General features: G+C 50.1%; 14 protein-coding genes. 7 read left to right on the top strand and 7 right to left on the bottom strand.

What is annotated here, in order from left to right:
- The first annotated feature begins 245 nt into the window (after positions 1 to 245).
- The 6 genes from nrdH (at position 246) to N4599_RS04300 (ending at position 7,994) form a co-directional block, all read left to right on the top strand.
- A complete protein-coding gene (gene nrdH, locus N4599_RS04275) occupies positions 246 to 467 on the top strand; it encodes a glutaredoxin-like protein NrdH (RefSeq protein ID WP_004564562.1) in 222 nt (73 codons plus the stop codon).
- Between the two features lie 99 nt (positions 468 to 566).
- Positions 567 to 2,738, top strand: a complete 2,172-nt coding sequence (gene nrdE / locus N4599_RS04280) for a class 1b ribonucleoside-diphosphate reductase subunit alpha (protein ID WP_004564567.1) — start codon at positions 567 to 569, stop codon at positions 2,736 to 2,738.
- A gap of 79 nt (positions 2,739 to 2,817) precedes the next feature.
- The gene (nrdF, locus tag N4599_RS04285) at positions 2,818 to 3,837 is read left to right on the top strand and encodes a class 1b ribonucleoside-diphosphate reductase subunit beta (RefSeq protein ID WP_062813099.1); all 1,020 of its coding nucleotides are present in this window, start codon (positions 2,818 to 2,820) and stop codon (positions 3,835 to 3,837) included.
- Between the two features lie 431 nt (positions 3,838 to 4,268).
- Positions 4,269 to 6,905, top strand: coding sequence for a bifunctional acetaldehyde-CoA/alcohol dehydrogenase (gene adhE, locus N4599_RS04290; protein ID WP_003715960.1), 2,637 nt, complete (start codon positions 4,269 to 4,271; stop codon positions 6,903 to 6,905).
- Positions 6,906 to 7,152: 247 nt separating this feature from the next.
- Positions 7,153 to 7,530 (top strand): large-conductance mechanosensitive channel protein MscL, encoded by a 378-nt coding sequence (gene mscL / locus N4599_RS04295; RefSeq protein WP_003716095.1) that lies wholly within the window; start codon positions 7,153 to 7,155, stop codon positions 7,528 to 7,530.
- 176 nt (positions 7,531 to 7,706) lie between these two features.
- Positions 7,707 to 7,994, top strand: a complete 288-nt coding sequence (locus tag N4599_RS04300) for a hypothetical protein (RefSeq protein ID WP_003716003.1) — start codon at positions 7,707 to 7,709, stop codon at positions 7,992 to 7,994.
- A 250-nt stretch (positions 7,995 to 8,244) separates the two neighbouring features.
- On the opposite strand, the gene N4599_RS04305 is transcribed toward N4599_RS04300, so the two are convergent.
- The 3 genes from N4599_RS04305 to N4599_RS04315 form a co-directional block, all read right to left on the bottom strand.
- Positions 8,245 to 9,282, bottom strand: a complete 1,038-nt coding sequence (locus N4599_RS04305) for a DUF5692 family protein (protein ID WP_062813101.1) — start codon at positions 9,280 to 9,282, stop codon at positions 8,245 to 8,247.
- Positions 9,283 to 9,622: 340 nt separating this feature from the next.
- Complete coding sequence (locus N4599_RS04310; protein ID WP_062813102.1) at positions 9,623 to 10,843, bottom strand: NAD(P)/FAD-dependent oxidoreductase; 1,221 nt, start codon at positions 10,841 to 10,843, stop codon at positions 9,623 to 9,625.
- A gap of 25 nt (positions 10,844 to 10,868) precedes the next feature.
- Positions 10,869 to 11,771: a prenyltransferase gene (locus tag N4599_RS04315; RefSeq protein ID WP_260902207.1), complete on the bottom strand. Its 903-nt coding sequence runs from the start codon at positions 11,769 to 11,771 to the stop codon at positions 10,869 to 10,871.
- 60 nt (positions 11,772 to 11,831) lie between these two features.
- On the opposite strand from N4599_RS04315, the gene N4599_RS04320 reads away from it, so the two are divergent.
- Positions 11,832 to 12,815, top strand: coding sequence for a polyprenyl synthetase family protein (locus N4599_RS04320; protein WP_260902208.1), 984 nt, complete (start codon positions 11,832 to 11,834; stop codon positions 12,813 to 12,815).
- A gap of 10 nt (positions 12,816 to 12,825) precedes the next feature.
- Here N4599_RS04320 and cydC read toward each other — a convergent pair whose 3' ends face one another.
- From cydC to N4599_RS04340, 4 genes are read right to left on the bottom strand one after another with little or no spacing between them, the layout of a single operon-like run.
- The gene (gene cydC, locus N4599_RS04325) at positions 12,826 to 14,574 is read right to left on the bottom strand and encodes a thiol reductant ABC exporter subunit CydC (protein WP_260902211.1); all 1,749 of its coding nucleotides are present in this window, start codon (positions 14,572 to 14,574) and stop codon (positions 12,826 to 12,828) included.
- Positions 14,575 to 16,284, bottom strand: a complete 1,710-nt coding sequence (gene cydD, locus N4599_RS04330; protein WP_260902213.1) for a thiol reductant ABC exporter subunit CydD — start codon at positions 16,282 to 16,284, stop codon at positions 14,575 to 14,577.
- Positions 16,284 to 17,303 carry a cytochrome d ubiquinol oxidase subunit II gene (gene cydB, locus N4599_RS04335; protein ID WP_260902216.1) on the bottom strand — a complete coding sequence of 340 codons (1,020 nt, stop codon included), beginning with the start codon at positions 17,301 to 17,303 and terminating at the stop codon, positions 16,284 to 16,286. Before cydB ends, cydD begins: the two co-directional genes overlap by 1 nt.
- The gene (locus N4599_RS04340; RefSeq protein WP_260902218.1) at positions 17,304 to 18,737 is read right to left on the bottom strand and encodes a cytochrome ubiquinol oxidase subunit I; all 1,434 of its coding nucleotides are present in this window, start codon (positions 18,735 to 18,737) and stop codon (positions 17,304 to 17,306) included.
- Positions 18,738 to 18,878: the final 141 nt, after the last annotated feature.

The raw sequence follows: 18,878 nt of genomic DNA on the forward strand, positions 1-18,878 counted from the left end.
AACTTTCCTCAAATTTTTCGCCATCTCGTCCTAATTCAGTGTATAATATTAAATTAGTTCCGAAAACTTATCTAGTGATTAAATAAAAAAGTTTCACGCTAAAATAGTTAGCGTGCTCCGTACTACATATTGTGTTTCACTGATTGTCGCCCACGATATGTGGTACTTTTTTAATTGATTTTTTCGATATTCCAGCTATACTTAGTAACATCAACTACGAATTAATTTCCTGGGAGGTTTTCATTATGGTTACTGTTTTTTCTAAAAACAACTGCATCCAATGCAAGATGACCAAAAAGTTTTTGCAACAGCACCAAATCAACTTTGTTGAACACAATATTGACGAACAGCCGGAATACGTTGACCAGCTAAAGGCAGCTGGTTTTCTGGCCACCCCAGTAGTCAAATTACCTAACGGCAGTGCTTTTTCTGGCTTCCGGCCGGATCGCTTGCAGGCACTGGCCTAACTAATTTGATATCCGACCCCGTTTCAAACCAGGCGCACCTATGAGCGTGCCTGGTTTGCTTATTGTTTCAGCAATCTTTAGAAGGAGCACTTACTAATCATGGCCTTATCTGACATTGATATTACCAAAGTTAAATACTACGACCTCAACAACGAAGTCAACATCCCCCGTAACGGCAAGATCCAACTGGACAAGGACCAGGAAGCACTGGCGGATTTCATCGCCCAAAATGTCCGGCCCAACACCAAGCAGTTTGCCTCATTAACGGACCGCTTCCAGTGGTTAGAAGATAATGACTACATCGAAGAAGGCTTTGTGGACAAATACAGCCCAGCCTTTTTGACCAAGCTCTATGACTACTTAAAGGCTCAGGATTTCCACTTTCATTCCTTTATGGCAGCCTACAAGTTCTATGCCCAGTACGCTCTCCGGACGGATGACAAGGAATACTACCTGGAAAACTACATTGACCGGGTCGCAATGAACGCCCTCTACCTAGCGGATGGGGATGAAGAACTCGCAATGGACCTGGCGGACGAAATCATCCACCAGCGCTACCAGCCTGCTACCCCAACCTTTCTCAACGTCGGCCGGAAACGGCGGGGGGAATTCGTGTCTTGCTTTGCCATCCAGGCTACTGACGACATGAACACAATCGGCCGGACCATCAACTCCGCGCTCCAGCTCTCCAAGATTGGCGGTGGCGTTGGGATCAACCTCAGTAACCTGCGGGAAGCTGGCGCCCCAATCAAAAAGATCAAGGGAGCCGCTAGTGGGGTCGTCCCGGTTATGAAGTTATTGGAAGACAGTTTCTCCTACTCCAACCAGCTTGGTCAGCGGCAAGGGGCCGGTGTGGTCTACTTGAGTGTCTTCCACCCGGATATTATTGAATTTCTCGGTGCTAAGAAAGAAAACGCCGACGAAAAGATCCGGCTAAAGACCCTGTCCCTTGGGATTACGGTTCCCGATAAGTTCTATGAGTTAGTTGAAAAGGACGCGGATATGTACCTCTTTAGTCCTTACGATGTGGAACGGATTTACGGCAAGCCCTTCTCCTACGTTGACATTACTAAAGAGTACGACAACCTGGTCGCTAATGATGAAATTCGCAAGAAAAAGGTTAATGCGCGGGACTTGGAAGATGAAATCAGTAAGCTCCAGCAGGAGTCAGGTTACCCATACATCATCAACATCGATACGGTTAACCGGGCCAACCCGATTGACGGTAAGATCGTCATGAGCAACCTCTGCTCAGAAATCGCCCAGGTTCAGGTCCCATCCAAGGTTGCCGATGACCAGTCTTACGAAACTCTGGGAACCGACATCAGCTGTAACCTCGGTTCTACCAACATCGCTAACATGATGGATAGTCCAGACTTCGGCCGCTCTGTCCGTGCCATGATGCGGGGCTTAACCCACATCAGTGACGTTGAAAACCTTACCGTCGTCCCAAGTATCAAGCGCGGTAACGCCCTCGCCCACTCCGTTGGTCTGGGAGCAATGGGGCTCCACAGTTACCTGGCTAAAAACCATATCCAGTACGGCAGCCCGGTTGCCATCGAATTTACCGGCGTCTACTTCATGCTGCTCAACTACTGGTCATTAGTCGCTTCAAACGAAATTGCCAAGGAACGACAAGAAACTTTCCATAACTTTGATAAGAGTAGCTATGCTGATGGCTCCTACTTCGATAAGTACACCACTAAGGATTGGGGACCACAATCTGACGTCGTTAAAGACCTTTTCCACGGAATCTTCATCCCAGGGCCAGCCGACTGGGCAGCCCTCAAGGAAAAGGTCATGCAGGACGGGCTCTACAATGAGTACCGCCTCGCCGTGGCACCAAACGGGTCCACTTCCTACATCAACGACTCCACTGCCAGCCTGACCCCAATTATCAACCGGGTCGAAGAACGGCAAGAAAAGATGATTGGGAAGATCTACTACCCAGCGCCATACCTGTCTAATGACACAATGCCTTACTACCGTTCCGCTTACGACATCGATATGCGCAAGGTCATTGACACTTATGCCGCCGCACAGCAACACGTTGACCAATCCATGTCCTTGACCCTCTTCATGCGGTCAACCATCCCGGAGGGCCTCTATGAGTGGAAGAATGGCCGGACCAACAAGATGACGACCCGTGACTTGAATATCCTACGGCACTATGCCTACCAGAAGGGAATCAAGTCAATTTACTACATCCGGACCTTTACGGATGATAATGACGAGATTGGTGCCAACCAGTGTGAAAGCTGCGTCATTTGATTTTCATAAAAATCATTGCTAAAATTTGAATTCAATTAAAATATTATAGGTTGATTAATTTAAGGAGCAGGCTAGGTAAATGAAACTTGAAGAATTTAAACCATTAAACCAATATAAGGCCATCAATTGGAATGAAATTTCCGACATGATTGACAAGGCAACGTGGGAAAAACTGACTGAGCAGTTTTGGCTGGACACCCGGATCCCGGTTTCCAACGATATGGACGACTGGCGCAACCTCGATGAAGACCACCAGTGGACCGTGGGCCACGTCTTCGGGGGCTTGACCCTACTGGACACCGTCCAATCTGAGGCTGGGATGACGGCCCTCAAAGAAGACGTTAAGACCCAGCACGAAACGGCGGTATTGAACAACATCCAGTTCATGGAATCCGTCCACGCCAAGAGTTACTCCACCATCTTCTCCACACTCAATACTCCCGACCAAATTGACGAAATCTTTAACTGGTCTGATACCGAAGAGTACTTGCAGAACAAAGCGACGAAGATTGCCAATATGTACCTGAACCCGGCGGAAGATCCGTTGAAGAAAAAGGTTGCCAACGTCTTTCTGGAAACCTTCCTCTTCTATTCTGGTTTCTATACCCCCCTCTACTACCTAGGACACAACGAGTTAAACAACGTGGCGGAAATCATCAAGTTGATTTTGCGTGACGAATCTGTCCACGGTACCTACATCGGCTACAAGTTCCAAGTGGGTCTGCATGAACGGACCGAAAAGCAACAACAGGACATGAAAGACTGGCTGTACAACTTCCTGTACGAACTCTACGATAACGAAGAGAAGTACACTCACCTGCTGTACGACAAGATTGGGTGGACCGATGACGTTCTGACCTTTATCCGTTACAATGCCAACAAGGCCCTCATGAACCTGGGGCAGGATCCACTCTTCCCAGATACGGCAGCTGACGTCAACCCCGTCGTAATGAACGGGATTTCTACTTCCACTTCCAACCACGACTTCTTTAGCCAGGTTGGTAACGGCTACCGGCTTGGTGAAGTGGAAGCGATGAAGGATGACGATTACCGGATCATGGACCCTAATGCCGGAAAAGATAAGAATTCCCGGGACTAACCTTTCCCTAAGGATTGATTCTTTATAAATAGTTAGGAACTAGCACTTGAGGCTGAGAATTAACTCAGCCTCTTTTTTGTTTTAAAGCTAAAAATGCCTCAGCGTAACCATTCTTCGTTGTTCACTTTTTATTAAAGTAATAGGGCTTGTGTCACACCCTCTTTTTTGGTTCCTCCCCCATCTCTAGCAATTGTGAACCAGTGATCATCGTCAAATGTGCAACCGATTGCGCAAACTGGACCTAAACTAAATTTATACCAATCTTTTTTGTAGCAACCACGGCCTTGCTACCATCGGATTGGAAGCGAATTCATTCCTATTAACCATTGTGCAATTAGTCACAAGGCTATTGAAAAGAACAGCCGCCTAGTGTACTATTAATCATGTTCAAAAGGTAACAAAAACATAAGAAACGAAGGAGAAACTTGATTATGGCAACTTCAAAGAAACATCAAGTTGAGCAAAAGCAAACTGAGCAAGACAAGCAGCAAGCGGCCCACGAACTGATCGATGGATTGGTTCAAAAGAGCCAAGTTGCTTTTGACCAGTTGCGTAACTTTACACAAGAGCAAGTAGATAACATCTGTCAGGCCATGGCTCTGGCAGCGGAAGAACATCACATGGACTTAGCGGTCAGCGCCGCAAATGAAACTGGCCGTGGTGTTGCCGAGGATAAGGCCATCAAGAACATCTACGCCAGTGAATACATCTGGAACAACATCCGCCATGACAAAACGGTTGGCATCATCGAAAACAACGACGAAGACCAAACGATTACCATTGCGGACCCACTGGGAATCATCGCCGGAGTAGTTCCTGTTACCAACCCTACTTCCACCACGATTTTCAAGTCAATCATCTCCGCCAAGACCCGGAACACGATCATCTTCTCGTTCCACCCGCAAGCCTTTGAATCTTCTGTAAAGACCGCGAAGATCCTCCAGGCAGCCGCTGAAAAAGCGGGTGCGCCAAAGAACATGATCCAATGGATCCCACAATGCAGCCGTGAAAACACGAACGCCCTGCTCCAGCACCCGAACATCGCCACGATTTTGGCTACTGGCGGTCCCGGCTTAGTTAAGGCCGCTTACAGTTCTGGTAACCCAGCCTTAGGGGTTGGCCCTGGTAACGGCCCAGCCTACATCGAAAAGTCAGCCAACATCGAACGGTCCGTTTACGACATCGTTCTTTCCAAGACCTTCGATAACGGGATGATCTGTGCCTCCGAAAACTCCGTCGTGGTTGATGACGAAATTTACGACCAGGTTAAAGAAGAATTCCAGAAGTGGAACTGCTACTTCGTTAAGCCAAACGAACTGCAAACCTTCTCCGACGGCTTCATTGACCCACAACGGCACCAAGTACGGGGCCCAATCGCCGGTCGTTCTGCTAACGCCATCGCGGAAATGTGTGGTTTGAAGAACGTCCCGGACAACACGAAGGTCTTGATTGCCGAAATCGACGGTGTTGGTGATGACTACCCACTGTCCGCCGAAAAGCTGTCACCAGTGCTGACCATGTACCGGGCTAGCTCCCATGAAAACGCCTTTGACATCTGTCGGCAACTGCTGCACTACGGTGGTGAAGGGCACACGGCCGCTATCCACACCTTGGATGACGACCTGGCTACTAAGTACGGCCTTGAAATGCGGGCTTCCCGGATTATCGTTAACTCCCCATCAGGGATCGGTGGGATTGGTAACATCTACAACAACATGACCCCATCCCTGACCCTGGGGACTGGTTCCTACGGTGGTAACTCCGTTTCTCACAACGTTACTGATTGGGACCTCTTAAACATTAAGGTGATCGCTAAGCGGCGGGAAAACCGGCAATGGGTTAAGATTCCCCCAAAAGTATACTTTCAACGGAATTCACTGAAAGAATTGCGCGATATTCCAAACATTAACCGGGCCTTCATCGTTACTGGTCCCGGAATGAGCAAGCGAGGCTACGTTCAACGGGTTATCGACCAACTCCGCTTACGGCAAAACGAAACCCCATTCCTCGTCTTCGATGACGTTGAAGAAGACCCATCGACGCACACCGTCGAAAAGGGTGTCGCAATGATGAACGACTTCAAGCCGGACACGATCATCGCCCTTGGTGGTGGTTCGCCAATGGACGCCGCTAAGGCAATGTGGATGTTCTACGAGCACCCAGAAACTTCCTGGTACGGGGTAATGCAAAAGTACCTTGATATCCGGAAGCGGGCTTACCAGATCAAGAAGCCAACTAAGTCCCAATTGATTGGGATCCCGACGACTTCTGGGACCGGTTCAGAAGTAACGCCATTCGCGGTTATCACCGACTCCGAGACCCACGTGAAGTACCCATTAGCTGACTACGCCTTGACGCCAAACATCGCCATCGTTGACTCCCAGTTTGTAGAAACTGTGCCAGCAAAGACGACTGCTTACACGGGTTTAGACGTTCTCTGCCACGCCACTGAATCCTACGTTTCCGTCATGGCAACTGATTACACCCGTGGTTGGTCCCTGCAAACCGTTAAGGGCGCAATGGAATACCTGCCGAAGTCCGTTCAGGGCGACAAACTTGCCCGGCGGAAGATGCACGACTTCTCCACGATGGCCGGGATGGCGTTCGGACAGGCCTTCCTGGGAATCACCCACTCCCTGGCCCACAAGATGGGTGGGGCGTTCGGTCTCCCTCACGGTTTGCTGATTGCCATCGCCATGCCACAGGTAATCCGCTTTAACGCCAAGCGGCCGCAAAAGCTGGCTCTCTGGCCACACTACGAAACTTACCACGCTACTAAGGACTACGCTGACCTGGCCCGCTTCATCGGCCTTAAAGGCAACACGGATGAAGAACTGGCCGAAGCCTACGCCCAAAAGTACATCGACGTTGCCCATGAATGTGGGGTTACCCTGAGCTTAAAGGCGAACGGGGTTTCCCGTGAAGAATTCGACAAGGTCGTTGACGAATTAGCCGTCCTGGCCTACGAAGACCAATGTACGACGACTAACCCGGTAGAACCACTGGTTAGCCAGTTGAAGGAACTGCTGGAACGCTGCTACAACGGTACGGGTGTCGAAGAAAACTAACTAATTACCAATTACCTAAATCAATCAATCTACCTCACACCTAACCGCGCAGCAAAAGACAAACGCTCAAAATCAGCTTACTAGCCGATTTTGAGCGTTTTTTCTCACTCTTATTCATCCAAAAAGCTGCCCCGCACTGCTTATCCTCCACCTTCCCTTGATTTTTGATTAAGTTCAGCGCCTAAGATAGCTAAGTCCCCGCCCTGTTTGCTATAATATTGTTACCAAAATAATCAAGGAGGATGCTATGCTCAAAGAATTTAAGGACTTTATCGCCCGGGGCAACGTCATTGATATGGCCGTTGGGATCATTGTCGGGGCTGCCTTTACGTCAATCGTCAACTCACTCGTCACCAATTTAATCAACCCCTTGGTGGGACTCTTTGTCGGTAAAATCGACCTCTCCAACCTCGTCTTTACCGTCGGCGACGCCCAGTTCAAATACGGTGCCTTTTTGAATGCCGTAATCAACTTCCTGATTATTGCCTTCGTAGTATTCATGCTGGTAAAAGGAATCAACCGCTTTCGAAAGAAAGAGGCGCCAGCACCAGCCAAACCATCACCGGAAGCTGAATACCTCAAGGAGATTACTGAACTCTTAAAGGAGCGGAAAGCGGATAACTAGGATAAAAGTCGACTGGTGTTCATCAATGGATTAATCTGCTTGTTTTAATCCATTAATAATCATTTTAAAACCGTTATGTTTTGCTTTATCACAAAGTGAAGTTATAATTAAATTGAATAATAAATAACGTTATTTATTATTCACGGTAACCAATATGATCTAAGGAGGGATGTCTTATGTTTAACACTGTATTTTGGATTCTAGCCATTTGGTTCGTTATTAACGTCATTTGGATGTGGTTCAGACTCGACGATCAGAAGTTGCAAAAGACCTTCGCCTGGATTAATGTTTGTGCCATTATTATCGGTTTCTGTGTCTACTACATGGCCGGGCCAGTCGGAAGTGGAATTGACGGCTGGTTTACCGCAATGAATTGGATCAACATCTTAGTTGCAATTCTCCAATTCTACTATGGATACCGGAGCCACTCTGCTGGTAATGTTCACCATGCTGGCAGTCACTAAAACGAAGCACGTTCTTCGTTAATCACACGGACCCGTGAGCTGTTGCCGTCGCTCACGGGTCTTTTCTTATGGTGCTTTTTGCGTGCTCACAACAGTAGCCAGAGCTCTCTTTATTGGAGAATAGATAATGGGAGCTAGAAACTTTAATAAACACAAACAGGCTCCAGTGCTCGGTAAAACCGAACTCTGGAGCCTACGTGTCAATGGGGGCGGATAATCACGCTCCCCCACTATTACTAAAGCAGCGGTATTAACGACGGGCCATTGCTTCGTCGTAATCCCTGGTACCAACGAATACCGGTTGCAGGTATGGGTTGATGTGCTGCTTGATTGCCCGCTTCCAAATATCTGTGAAGACAACCACGTTAATCACAATTGAGAAGACAGCAATAATTCCCATCATGTGCGGATCAGCAGCAGTTGGGTGAACTGGCGGGTTCATGACCCCGTCCTTGTAGAGAACGGGCAGAACGGAGAACTTGCTATGATCTTGGAAGAGCGGGAAGACTTGGGCAAACATACACCAGATTGCTAAGGTGTTAGCCCGGTTTTGAATCCAGCCACCCTTGTTCCAGAATTCAGCAGCAAAAGTTGGTGCCAACAGCAGGGCCAAACCACAGTACCAAGAGTGGGTCGGCAGGTTGCTGTAAGTGTACTCGAAGTTCCAGACATCGTAGGCCAGGATAAATTCCCAGGTCATGTCCGGCCACAGCATATCCTGCTCATTCTTGGAGGAATAAATCCCGAACCAGCCGGTCATACAGAAGACATTGATAATCCCGGCCAGGCCGTTGAGGACGTTCCACCAGCCACCGTAGAGCCACACTCCTTCAGAGGAGAGCCACCACTGGCTACCGGTCGTTTCGAGGGCGTGCATCCCCCGAATCGCTGACTCAAAGTCACTCCCCACGGCGATAAAGATGTTAATCGCCACAATCACGAACGGGAAAATCTTAAACCAGTAAGCCTTTCCCAGGTGTCCCCAGTGGTACTTGAGGATCATAAAACCGATACAGCCGAAGGTCGCCGCATAGAGTTTGGCATAGTGGAACCAGCTGTTCATATGAACATAGGTCGGATTGTGCAGCGCCCAGGCTTGCCCCTGCCCAGCACAGACGTAAATGGCAATAAAGTAAATCGTCAGTGCAATCGGGAGGACCACAAAGAAGAAGAGACCGCCGACTCTCGTCCGCCGGGCAATTTCGTTGGTAACCACCAGGCAAATAAATACGAGAATCCAACCGAAAAATTGCCAACCTGATTGGCTACCGTAAACTTGAAATAGCATTGAACTAGGCCTTCCTTTCCTAAAATTTGTCTTAGCTGACACCTTTATTTTAACTTATTTAGCTTGGCCGTTGGTAAGCGCTTTCTTCACTTTGTCGCAGAATAGTACAATTGACCAACAACATCCTAAACATTTAGCCGTAAATATGTCCATAAAAAGGGAGCGTGACAGAAGTCATTTATGACTTCGTCTTCACGCCCCCGTCGACGCGCAGCTAGTCTTTAGAAAGCACAAAGGGGCTTCAGAGTTCGGCTTTGCCGAGCACTGAAGCCCCTTTGTGTACTGCGCTGTTCGCTTTTTATTAAAGTAATCGGGCTTTTGTCACAGCCCTTTCATAATTCTAATGGTAAAGGTCGAAACGGCCCTTGGCAAACAGCTCTCTGAAGCCGCCCAATTCCATCAGCGACTTATTCATAATCATCTTCTTCATGACCGAAGCAGGATAGCCCTTAAAGGAGTGGCCCCCTGCTTCACCAAAGGCACGGGTGTTGCCGACGGAGGCCACCGTCCCCAGGGACTTGTAAGTGTAAGCCCCTGGACGGCTCGTCCCCTTGACCCGGGCAGCGATGTCCTTGGCAACGTAATTAGCCATCGACAGGGCAATCTGGGCAGTGGTTGGGTATGGCCGCTTGCCATCAGGCGGCATTACCGCGGCCACGTCACCGATCATGTAAAGATTATCATGATCAGGGGCGGTCAGGTGGGCTGTGTCCATTACCCGACCGCGCCGTTCTTGCAGGTGTGATTCAGCCACGACCGGACTGCCGCTGACCCCGGTCGTCCAGATAATCGTGTTGCCCACAATCTTGTGCAACGGGGTCCCCTCTTCATCATTTGCGCCCTTGTACAAAACCACGCCCGGCTGAATTTCCTGAATCAGGGCTTCGGTGATGATGTTGACATCCAGCTTCTCCAGGAGCTTGATTCCATAATCGGCGAGCTTATCATTGAACATTGGCAGCAGGCGCTTGGAAGCATCAATGATGTCAATCTTGATTTGGTCCGGCGTGACCCCAGCGAGCTTAGCATAGCGCACCCGGGCATCAGCAAGGGCCCCGGCTAGTTCGATTCCGGTAAAACCAGCCCCACAGATGATTATTCGCAGGTCATTTTCGTCCTTCGTCTGCCGGTAGTCCTCCATCTGCTTGATGATGTGCTCATGGATGGCTTCCGCTTCCTTGACGTCGGTCATTGGCAGGCTGTTTTCTGCCGCGCCTTTAATACCAAAGGTTTCAGAAACGAAGCCGAGAGCAAAGACACAGTAATCGTATTCCAGCGGTGCATGTCCGTCCATGATTACCAGGTGCTTTTCCTCATCGACCCGCGCTACGTGAGCCAGGATCAGGGTCGTCATCCGTGGATCTAACACATCGGTGATTGGGAAGGTAATCTTGCTAGCCGGCAGGTTCCCGGAAGCAACCTCGTGCAGGTCAGTTGCTTCATAGTGGTAGTCATTTTCATCGACCAGGGTAATCTCGACCTGTCCCCGACACTTCTTTTGCAACTCAACGACGGTCTTGAGGCCGGCATAGCCAGCACCTAATACAACAACTTTTTTCATTTTTCAGTTCCTCCAATTATGCTTATTAGATTAAAACACCGAGCCAGTAGGTAAACAGCTGAGCCAGCGAACCGACCAGCAGGATTTTAACCCCGCAGATAAAGGTTTCCTTCTTCACCTGCTTTTCCATCAGCAACTTGTTCTGGTGATAAGTAAACGGTAAAATAACAAGTGACAGCAATACAGTCATTGGCGCAATTTTCAAAAATGGCGAAATAATAATCATGACAAACGCAAGCACGTTTTTGACTGAAAACGCGATTAGGGCGTTGCGCTTACCAATAAAGTGGACGATGGTCGTCCGCTGGTTATCTTCATCTTCCTGGGCATCACAAATGTTATTCGCCAGGAGCAGGTTGGAAATCCATAATTCATCAGGCAAGGCGACAATGAAGACCCGCCATAGCGTTGCCCAGTTCCATTCAAACTGCTGGTAGGAATTCAGGTAGACGCTGAGCAGGACGATCATAAAGCCCATCGTAAAGCCAGAGAATAGCTCCCCTAGTGGCAAGCTGGAAAGCGGGTGCGGCCCGGACGAGTAGAGGATTCCGACCGCAAAGCAAAAGATTCCCATCCACAGGACCAGCCACCCGGCTTGGTAAACCAGCCATAATCCCAGCAGGGCAGCCACCACGGAAAAGCTGACTAATAAAGTTAATACCAGTCGGGGGGAAAGCTGCTCACGACCGATAATGTTCGTTTTCCGCTTGTAGTTTTGCTTATCAACTGCATGGTTATAATCGTTGTAGTTATCAAGCATATCAACCGCCATGTTGAATAAGAGCATTGCCACGAAAAAGATAATTGCTAAGGACCAATTCAGCGAGTGAAAGTAACACAAGCTAAACGCCATTCCCAATAGGAAGGGTACCACACTCGCCGTCTTCGCCTTGATTTCAACTAGCTCCAAGAACACATTTAACGACACTAAACCACATCCTTTCGGTATAATTATAACTAAAGATAGCATATAAGGAAAATCATTACTATGAATAACAATTGGCAAACTTATCCACTTATCAGCACCCAACTCAAAGCCGTCAACCAGTGCATCCAAGAACGCATTGACTGCCAAAACGCGGAGCTGCACACCGCCATGTTGACCATGGCGAACAATGGCGGCAAGTACCTCCGGCCGGCCCTCCTCCTCTTGACCAGTCAGATTTTTATGCCAAGCAGCCGGGACGATGAACGCTTAATTAAACTGGCAGCGTCGATTGAAGTCCTCCACATGGCAACCTTAATTCATGATGACATCATCGACGATTCACCCGAACGGCGGGGGGCCGTCAGTATCCAAGCACGTTTTGGCAAGGACACTGCGGTCTACGCTGGTGACCTGCTCTTCACGGTCTTCTTCGACCTGCTCCTGGAAGCCATCCCCGCTTCGCCCTACCTGCAGGTCAACGCCCAGGCAATGCGGCAGATCCTAGATGGCGAGCTGGGACAGATGGACCAGCGTTTTAACCTCCAGCAAACGCTCAACGACTACCTCGCCAACGTACGGGGGAAAACCGCTGCCCTATTCAAGCTGGCGGCGCAGGAAGGAGCCTACTTCGCGGCGGCCACCACTGAACAGGTAGCAAGCGCCGCCGCCTTCGGTCAGCAGCTGGGGATTGCTTTCCAAATGCTGGACGATATCCTCGACTATACCGGGGGAAAGAAGCTCAATAAGCCCGTGCTTGAAGACCTCGCCACCGGGGTCTACTCCCTCCCCCTGCTAATGGCCCTGGAAACACCGGCCGCTGCCGAGCAAATCAAACCCCTGCTTGCCAAAGGACGCCAGTTAACAGCATCAGACATCCAGCGGGTTCAACAGGACGTCATTGCCGGGGGCGCCGTCGAAAAGAGCCGGCAGCTCGCCACCCAGTTCACCCAGGGGGCGCTAACTGAGTTGACAAAACTTCCGGCCACAAAAGCACGCCTGTTCCTACAACAAATGACGAACCGCCTACTAAAGCGCAGTAACTAAGCCGCCAGGATTAAAGTCCCTGGTCGGCTTTTTTTAGTTCCCGGTAACGCTGGTTGCTTTGCCATAATTCTGTCGGTGTCCCGTGCATGGCAAGCTGACCATCTTCAATGAAGATTACCTGGTCGACCTGGTCAATTCCCTGCAGGTGGTGGGTAATCCAAATCAGCGTTTTACCAGCGAGCTGCTCGAAAATCGTATTGATAACGGCCTGCTCGGTAATCGGGTCAAGACCGACTGTCGGTTCATCCAGCAGGATGATTGGCGTGTCCTTGAGCAGAATCCGCGCCAGGGCCAACCGGTGGCGTTCCCCACCAGAAAAGCGCAGGCCCGCCTCATCAACCTTGGTGTCTAAACCATGAGGCAGGGCTGCCACCATCTTGGCTAACCCTACTCTTCGGAGGACCGCCCAGATGTCATCATCGCTCGCCTCTTCATTTCCCAGCCGAATGTTGTTAGCAATCGTCGTGTTAAACAGGTAGGGTTGCTGGTTGATGACGCTGATGTAGTCCGCAATCTGGTCACCAAATTGGTCGGTCGGGACCCCATTCAAAGTCACCTTCCCAGCTGACGGAATCCGGTCGCCACGGAGCAATGCTGCCAGGGTGCTCTTCCCGGCGCCGCTCCGCCCCAGGATTGCCAGTTTTTCCCCTGGCTTGATGGTTAAACTAATGCCCCGCAACACTTCCTTGCTCGTTTGGGGATAAGTGTAGTGGAGATCCTGAACCTTCAGCTCATAGGGGGCCTCAATAGTTGGCGCTGTGCTTGGCCGCTCCGCAAGTGCCGGCAGGTCGTTTAACCGCACCAAGGAATTGGTATAAACGTTGGTCTCCTGGGCGGCCGCGGGCAGGGGTGCGATGGCGTCAATCAGCGGAAAGACCGCCAAAACGAAGGCCGCAATCCAGTTTGCCGGGCCACCGGGCTGACCGCCGAACCGGGCCGCGCCCCAGATAACCAGGCTAAGCACTAACAGCAAGACCAGCACCTGCATCAAGAAGTCGCGAAGCCGCTCAAACTTATGCATGGCTCGGGCAGTTGCCAGGTATTGCTGTTCATTTTGATCGTGAAGCTGGAGGTAGGCATTACTCCGCCCCGCCAGCACCCAGTCAGCGATTCCCAGGACGTTATCGGTCAGGTTAACGTAGAGCTGGTCCTTAACCTGCTTCTCATACTCCTGCCGGGCCCCGTTAACCAGCACTGACCAGAGCGGGATGGCAAAAATCATCAGGCCAAAGAGAAGCAACATCCACAGTCCCATCAGCGGCGACAAGATTCCGAAGGCAACCACAATCAGGGCGTACAAGCCCCAGGCCACGAACATTGGGAAGAGGGTCCGCAGGTATAAATTCTGGATGTGGTGAATATCATCGGACAGGAGCCCCAGGATATCACCAAGCTGGTACTTACTAGAAAACGACGCTGCATCATGCTCTAAAGTATTGTAGAGGCGCTGCCGCAAGCGGGAAGTCATCTTGAGTACCCAGTTGTGACTCACCAGCCGTTCCAGATAACGGAAGGCTGGACGGGTAATCCCGAAAGCCCGGGTCAAAACAATTGGCACGTAGACTAACAGGATATTCTCTGGCCGGGTCGCCGACTTACTGATTAGGTAACCGGCACTGAACATTAACCCGGCGCCACAGATAAAAGTAACGATCCCAACGGAAATTGCAAAAATCAACGTTTTCCGGTAACGCCGCAAAAAGGGCCGGACCCAGCGGTCAGCTTTTAAGGCGCGTAATAAGGGAATCCGCTTAAACATCTAGTCTTCACCCCGCATTTCTTTCATCAACTGCTGGAAGTATTCATTGTGCTGCTGGAGATCAGCAAAGGTCCCCTGCCCAACTAACCGGCCATGATTCATCACCAAAATATAATCCATCTCTTTCATCCAGTGCAGCCGGTGGGTAGCGAAAAATACCAGCCGGTGATCCATCAGCGGCAGCATCCGCTTCTTCAAGTCTAACTCGGTTTCAATATCCAGGTGGGCAGTCGGTTCGTCAAAGATCATGACCCGCCGCTGTTTATCCAGGAAGGCCCGGGCTAAGGCAATCCGCTGGGCCTGACCACCGGACAGCACCCGGCGGCCGCTGCCGATTACAGTGTCCAATCCGTCTGGCAGGTCGGCAAGGAGGTCCTCTAAGCCAACCACCTTGATTGCCTGCAAGACCTGCTCATCGTTAACGTCCGGAGTGTAAAAGGCGATATTTTCCCGCAGGGTCGCCGTAAAGACGTACGGGTTTTGTGGAATATAGAGCAGCTGTTTGCGCCAGTCAGGGATATCGAGGGTGGCCGCGGCCTGCCCCTGGATGGTAATTTGGCCCGCGGTAGGGGTCAAGAAACCGCTGAGCAGGTTGATCAGGGTCGTCTTCCCGGCGCCGCTCATCCCAATAATGCCGACCTTCTGGTAGCCACGAATGCTTAATGACAGGGGCGCGATAGCAACCCCATTCGGGTACTTAAACTGAATCTGGTCCAGCTTTAATTCGTCCTCCGCCTGCCATTCATGCAGGGAAAGGTCAGCCGTTGGGGCCACCGGCCGGTTAATCAACTGGTGAATCCGTTTAAACGAATTTTTCCCGTTGAGGGTCGCATGGAAGTCGCTGGCAAAGTTGCGAATTGGCAAGAAATATTCCGGCGCCAAGATTAAGACGGCGAGGGCGGGATATAAGTCGATTTTCCCCTTAATCAGGTCAAAACCGAGATAAACCGCAATTACCGCAATCGAAAGGGTCGTGAAGAAGTCCAGTGCAAAAGTTGACAGCATGGCAATCTTCAACACCCGCATCGTCCGTTCCCGGAAGTGCTCGCTCGAATTGAAAATGCTTCTGGAATAGCGTTTGCTCAGGCCCAAGTACTTCAGGGTCGCAATTCCCCGCAGTGAATCAATAAAATTATTTGATAATTTCTGGAAGTTGCCAAACTGCTTCTCCGCCTTCGCCTGGGCCGCCTTCCCGAGAATAATCATAAACATTACGATTAACGGATACATAATCAGCAGGATAATTGCCGAACGCAGGTCTAAGAAGCCGGCCGCAATCAGGACAATCACCGGCACAATCATCATCGTCAGGGTCTTTGAAAAGATTAGCTTGATGTACTGACGGACTTCCGCCACCCCGTCAAGGACCATCGTAATCATGCTCCCCGTCCCCTGCGCTTGCACTAACGCGGGGCCCTGTTGGAAGAGCTTGGACAGCAACCGGCGGCGTAATACCTGCGCGGTCTGCCCCGCGTAATAGTCTAACCAGCGTTCACTCAGCAAGTTCAAGAGCTGGCGGCCGGTGAAGCACACCGCAAACGCCAGCAGCGGCGGCCAGTTTAGCGCATGTCCCTGCCATAATTGCGTGATCACGGCGCTCAGTGCCAGCGCTTGTCCAACAATCAAAAAAGCCTGCAGAACATCCAGTCCCGCAAGCTTCCGACTGATTGATTTAGCTCCCGCGAGTTGAAATAGCTCTCGATCAATCATTAATAATTTGCCTCCCCTACGCGTGGCATAGCGATCCGCTTCCGGAAAATCCAGTAAGCCCAGACCGTGTATGCCAAGACGCATGGTACCAAAATAACCGTGGCAATCGTCATCACAATTAAGGTGTAATTGGATGAGGATGCACTCTGAATCATCAAATCAAACTTGCTGCTGATTGAAGAAATCATTACCCGTGGGAAGAGTCCACAGAAAATCAGTGCAACCAGCGCAATCAAGGTTAAGCCGCTCGCCGTAAATGCTTGCCCCTGCTTGTTCTTAAAGGTCGAAATGTGGGCCCAAACAGAGAAGCCGACGATCAGAACCAGGCATGCCAGCGTGGCGATTGGGTGAACCGCCAGGAAGTCGGTCTGGAACAATAGGAGCAGTGCGAAGACTACTTCACCAACGTACAGTACCCAGTAGAGTGCCTGAGCATAGTTCTGGGACCGTTCAGAGATCGGGCCCTTGGTCTTCAAAGTAATGTAGTTTAGACCATGCAGGTAGGTCAGCAGTGCCAGGGCAATCCCGCCAACGATTGAGAACCAGTTAAAGTAGTCAAAGAAGTGGGCATGGATATTGCCCGCGGCATCAATTGGCATCCCCTTGATCATCGAGATGAACATCACCCCGAAGAGGAAAGGAGCAAAGAAGCTGGACCAGACCATAATCCGGTCCCAAATCGGCTTCTTGCTATCAGAACTCTTCGCCCGGAACTCGAAGGAAACACCCCGGAGAATCAAGCTGACCAAAATCAGCAGTAGAATCAGGTAGTAACCAGAAAACAGGGTTGCGTACCAGTACGGGAATGACGCGAACATGGCACCACCAGCGGTGATTAGCCATACCTCATTGCCGTCCCAGACCGGGCCAATTGACCGGATCAGCTGCGTCCGTTCACCTTCGTTGTGTGCAAGCGTGCCAACAGCCATACCGACCCCATAATCGAAGCCATCCAGGAAGAAGAAGCCCGCAAACAGGACGCCAATCAGGATAAACCATAAGATTTGCAGAAATGACATTTAGAAGGCCCCCTTTGCGAATGGATCCGTGGCCTTTTTATCTGCCTGGGCCTCATCCCATTCCACTGGGTCGTTACGCAGGAAGCGAACGATCAGTGCAATCAGGATAATTGCCAGAACGGTAAAGAGGACGAAGTAAACAATATTGGACGTCAACAGTGACGCAACCGAAACGTTTGGCGAAACACTCTGGGCAATGGTGAAAAGTCCGTAAACGGTCCACGGTGCCCGACCAAACTCGGTAATGAACCAACCAGCGGTGTTAGCCAGGAATGGTGAGAAGGTCAAAATTGCCAAGACCCAAAGCATCCACCGGTGGTTGTAAAGGGTTGGCTTACTCTTCCTGGTCATAATCAAACCGACGATTGATACCAAGAAAAGTAATGCCCCAAAGCCACACATTACCCGGAAACTCCAGAAGAGGGTGTTAACCGGAACGTAGTAGTTCATCTTCTGCCCATCAATGTGGGTACCATACTTCTTTTCAAGCTGGGCGTTGATTTCTTCCATCCCTTCAACTGAACCAGACAGTTTGTGATAGGAAAGAACACTCAGAACACCAGGAATTTCAACCTTCCCCTTGACCTGATGGGTCTTGGTATCGGCAATCCCAACGACCGTCCACGGTGCCGGACTCTTGGTGGTCTTGTAAACCGCTTCGGTCGCCGCAAACTTCATTGGTTGTTCCTTGATCAGGTACTGCATCTGCATATCACCGGCGACGATGGCACCCAGTGAGAAGATCAGCATCAAGGTCAAGCCGATCCGCATCGTCTTGTGGTAAATCAGCTTGTTTTCATCGGACAGGGCCCGCTTCTTCAGTAGCTGAAAAGCGGCCAGCCCAGTGATAATGGTGGCCCCAGTCAGGACCGCAGTCAATAGAACATGAGAATATTCAAACATTAATTGCGGGTTAGACAGTAAGGCGCCAAAGTCGACCATTTCGGCCCGGCCGTTGCGAACGGTAAAGCCAACCGGGTGCTGCATGAACGAGTTCGCTGATAAAATCCACAGGGCGGACGTCATGGTCCCAAAGACAATCATCCACATAAAGAATAAGTGCAGCCCCTTCTTGACCCGGTCCCAGGTAAAGACCCACAGACCGATAAAGGTTGATTCAATAAAGAACGACAGCAGAGCTTCAAAGGCTAGTGGCGCACCAAAGATATCCCCCATGAACCGGGAGTAGTCTGACCAGTTCATCCCAAATTGGAATTCCTGAATCAGCCCGGTAACAACACCGACTGCAAAACTCAGCATAAAAATATTGCCCCAGAACTTCGTCATCTTTTTATATGACGGGTTGTTCGTATGGACATACATGCTTTCCATAATTGCAACGACGAGGCCCGTCCCAATGGTAAATGGGACGAAGAAAAAGTGGAAAACCGTCGTCATCGCAAACTGGAAACGCGCTAAACTAACAATATCCATTGTTAATCCCCTCCAGTAAACGAAATAACTTATCACAGTTTAACAATAATTGCTTATTACATGTTAAGTTTACAACGCAAAGCGCTTACTTTCAAGGACGATTAAATTTTTTATATCTATATTTTGGCGACCTAGTGATTG

Origin of the sequence: Limosilactobacillus oris (assembly GCF_025311495.1) — a bacterium.
GTDB lineage: Bacteria > Bacillota > Bacilli > Lactobacillales > Lactobacillaceae > Limosilactobacillus > Limosilactobacillus oris_A.

What these genes read in the sequence shown, in the direction of transcription:
- nrdH (WP_004564562.1), top strand. Translation starts at nt 246, where the DNA reads ATGGTTACTGTTTTTTCTAAAAACAACTGCATCCAATGCAAGATGACC.
- nrdE (WP_004564567.1), top strand. Translation starts at nt 567, where the DNA reads ATGGCCTTATCTGACATTGATATTACCAAAGTTAAATACTACGACCTC.
- nrdF (WP_062813099.1), top strand. Translation starts at nt 2,818, where the DNA reads ATGAAACTTGAAGAATTTAAACCATTAAACCAATATAAGGCCATCAAT.
- adhE (WP_003715960.1), top strand. Translation starts at nt 4,269, where the DNA reads ATGGCAACTTCAAAGAAACATCAAGTTGAGCAAAAGCAAACTGAGCAA.
- mscL (WP_003716095.1), top strand. Translation starts at nt 7,153, where the DNA reads ATGCTCAAAGAATTTAAGGACTTTATCGCCCGGGGCAACGTCATTGAT.
- N4599_RS04300 (WP_003716003.1), top strand. Translation starts at nt 7,707, where the DNA reads ATGTTTAACACTGTATTTTGGATTCTAGCCATTTGGTTCGTTATTAAC.
- N4599_RS04305 (WP_062813101.1), bottom strand. Translation starts at nt 9,282, where the DNA reads ATGCTATTTCAAGTTTACGGTAGCCAATCAGGTTGGCAATTTTTCGGT.
- N4599_RS04310 (WP_062813102.1), bottom strand. Translation starts at nt 10,843, where the DNA reads ATGAAAAAAGTTGTTGTATTAGGTGCTGGCTATGCCGGCCTCAAGACC.
- N4599_RS04320 (WP_260902208.1), top strand. Translation starts at nt 11,832, where the DNA reads ATGAATAACAATTGGCAAACTTATCCACTTATCAGCACCCAACTCAAA.
- cydC (WP_260902211.1), bottom strand. Translation starts at nt 14,574, where the DNA reads ATGTTTAAGCGGATTCCCTTATTACGCGCCTTAAAAGCTGACCGCTGG.
- cydD (WP_260902213.1), bottom strand. Translation starts at nt 16,284, where the DNA reads ATGATTGATCGAGAGCTATTTCAACTCGCGGGAGCTAAATCAATCAGT.
- cydB (WP_260902216.1), bottom strand. Translation starts at nt 17,303, where the DNA reads ATGTCATTTCTGCAAATCTTATGGTTTATCCTGATTGGCGTCCTGTTT.
- N4599_RS04340 (WP_260902218.1), bottom strand. Translation starts at nt 18,737, where the DNA reads ATGGATATTGTTAGTTTAGCGCGTTTCCAGTTTGCGATGACGACGGTT.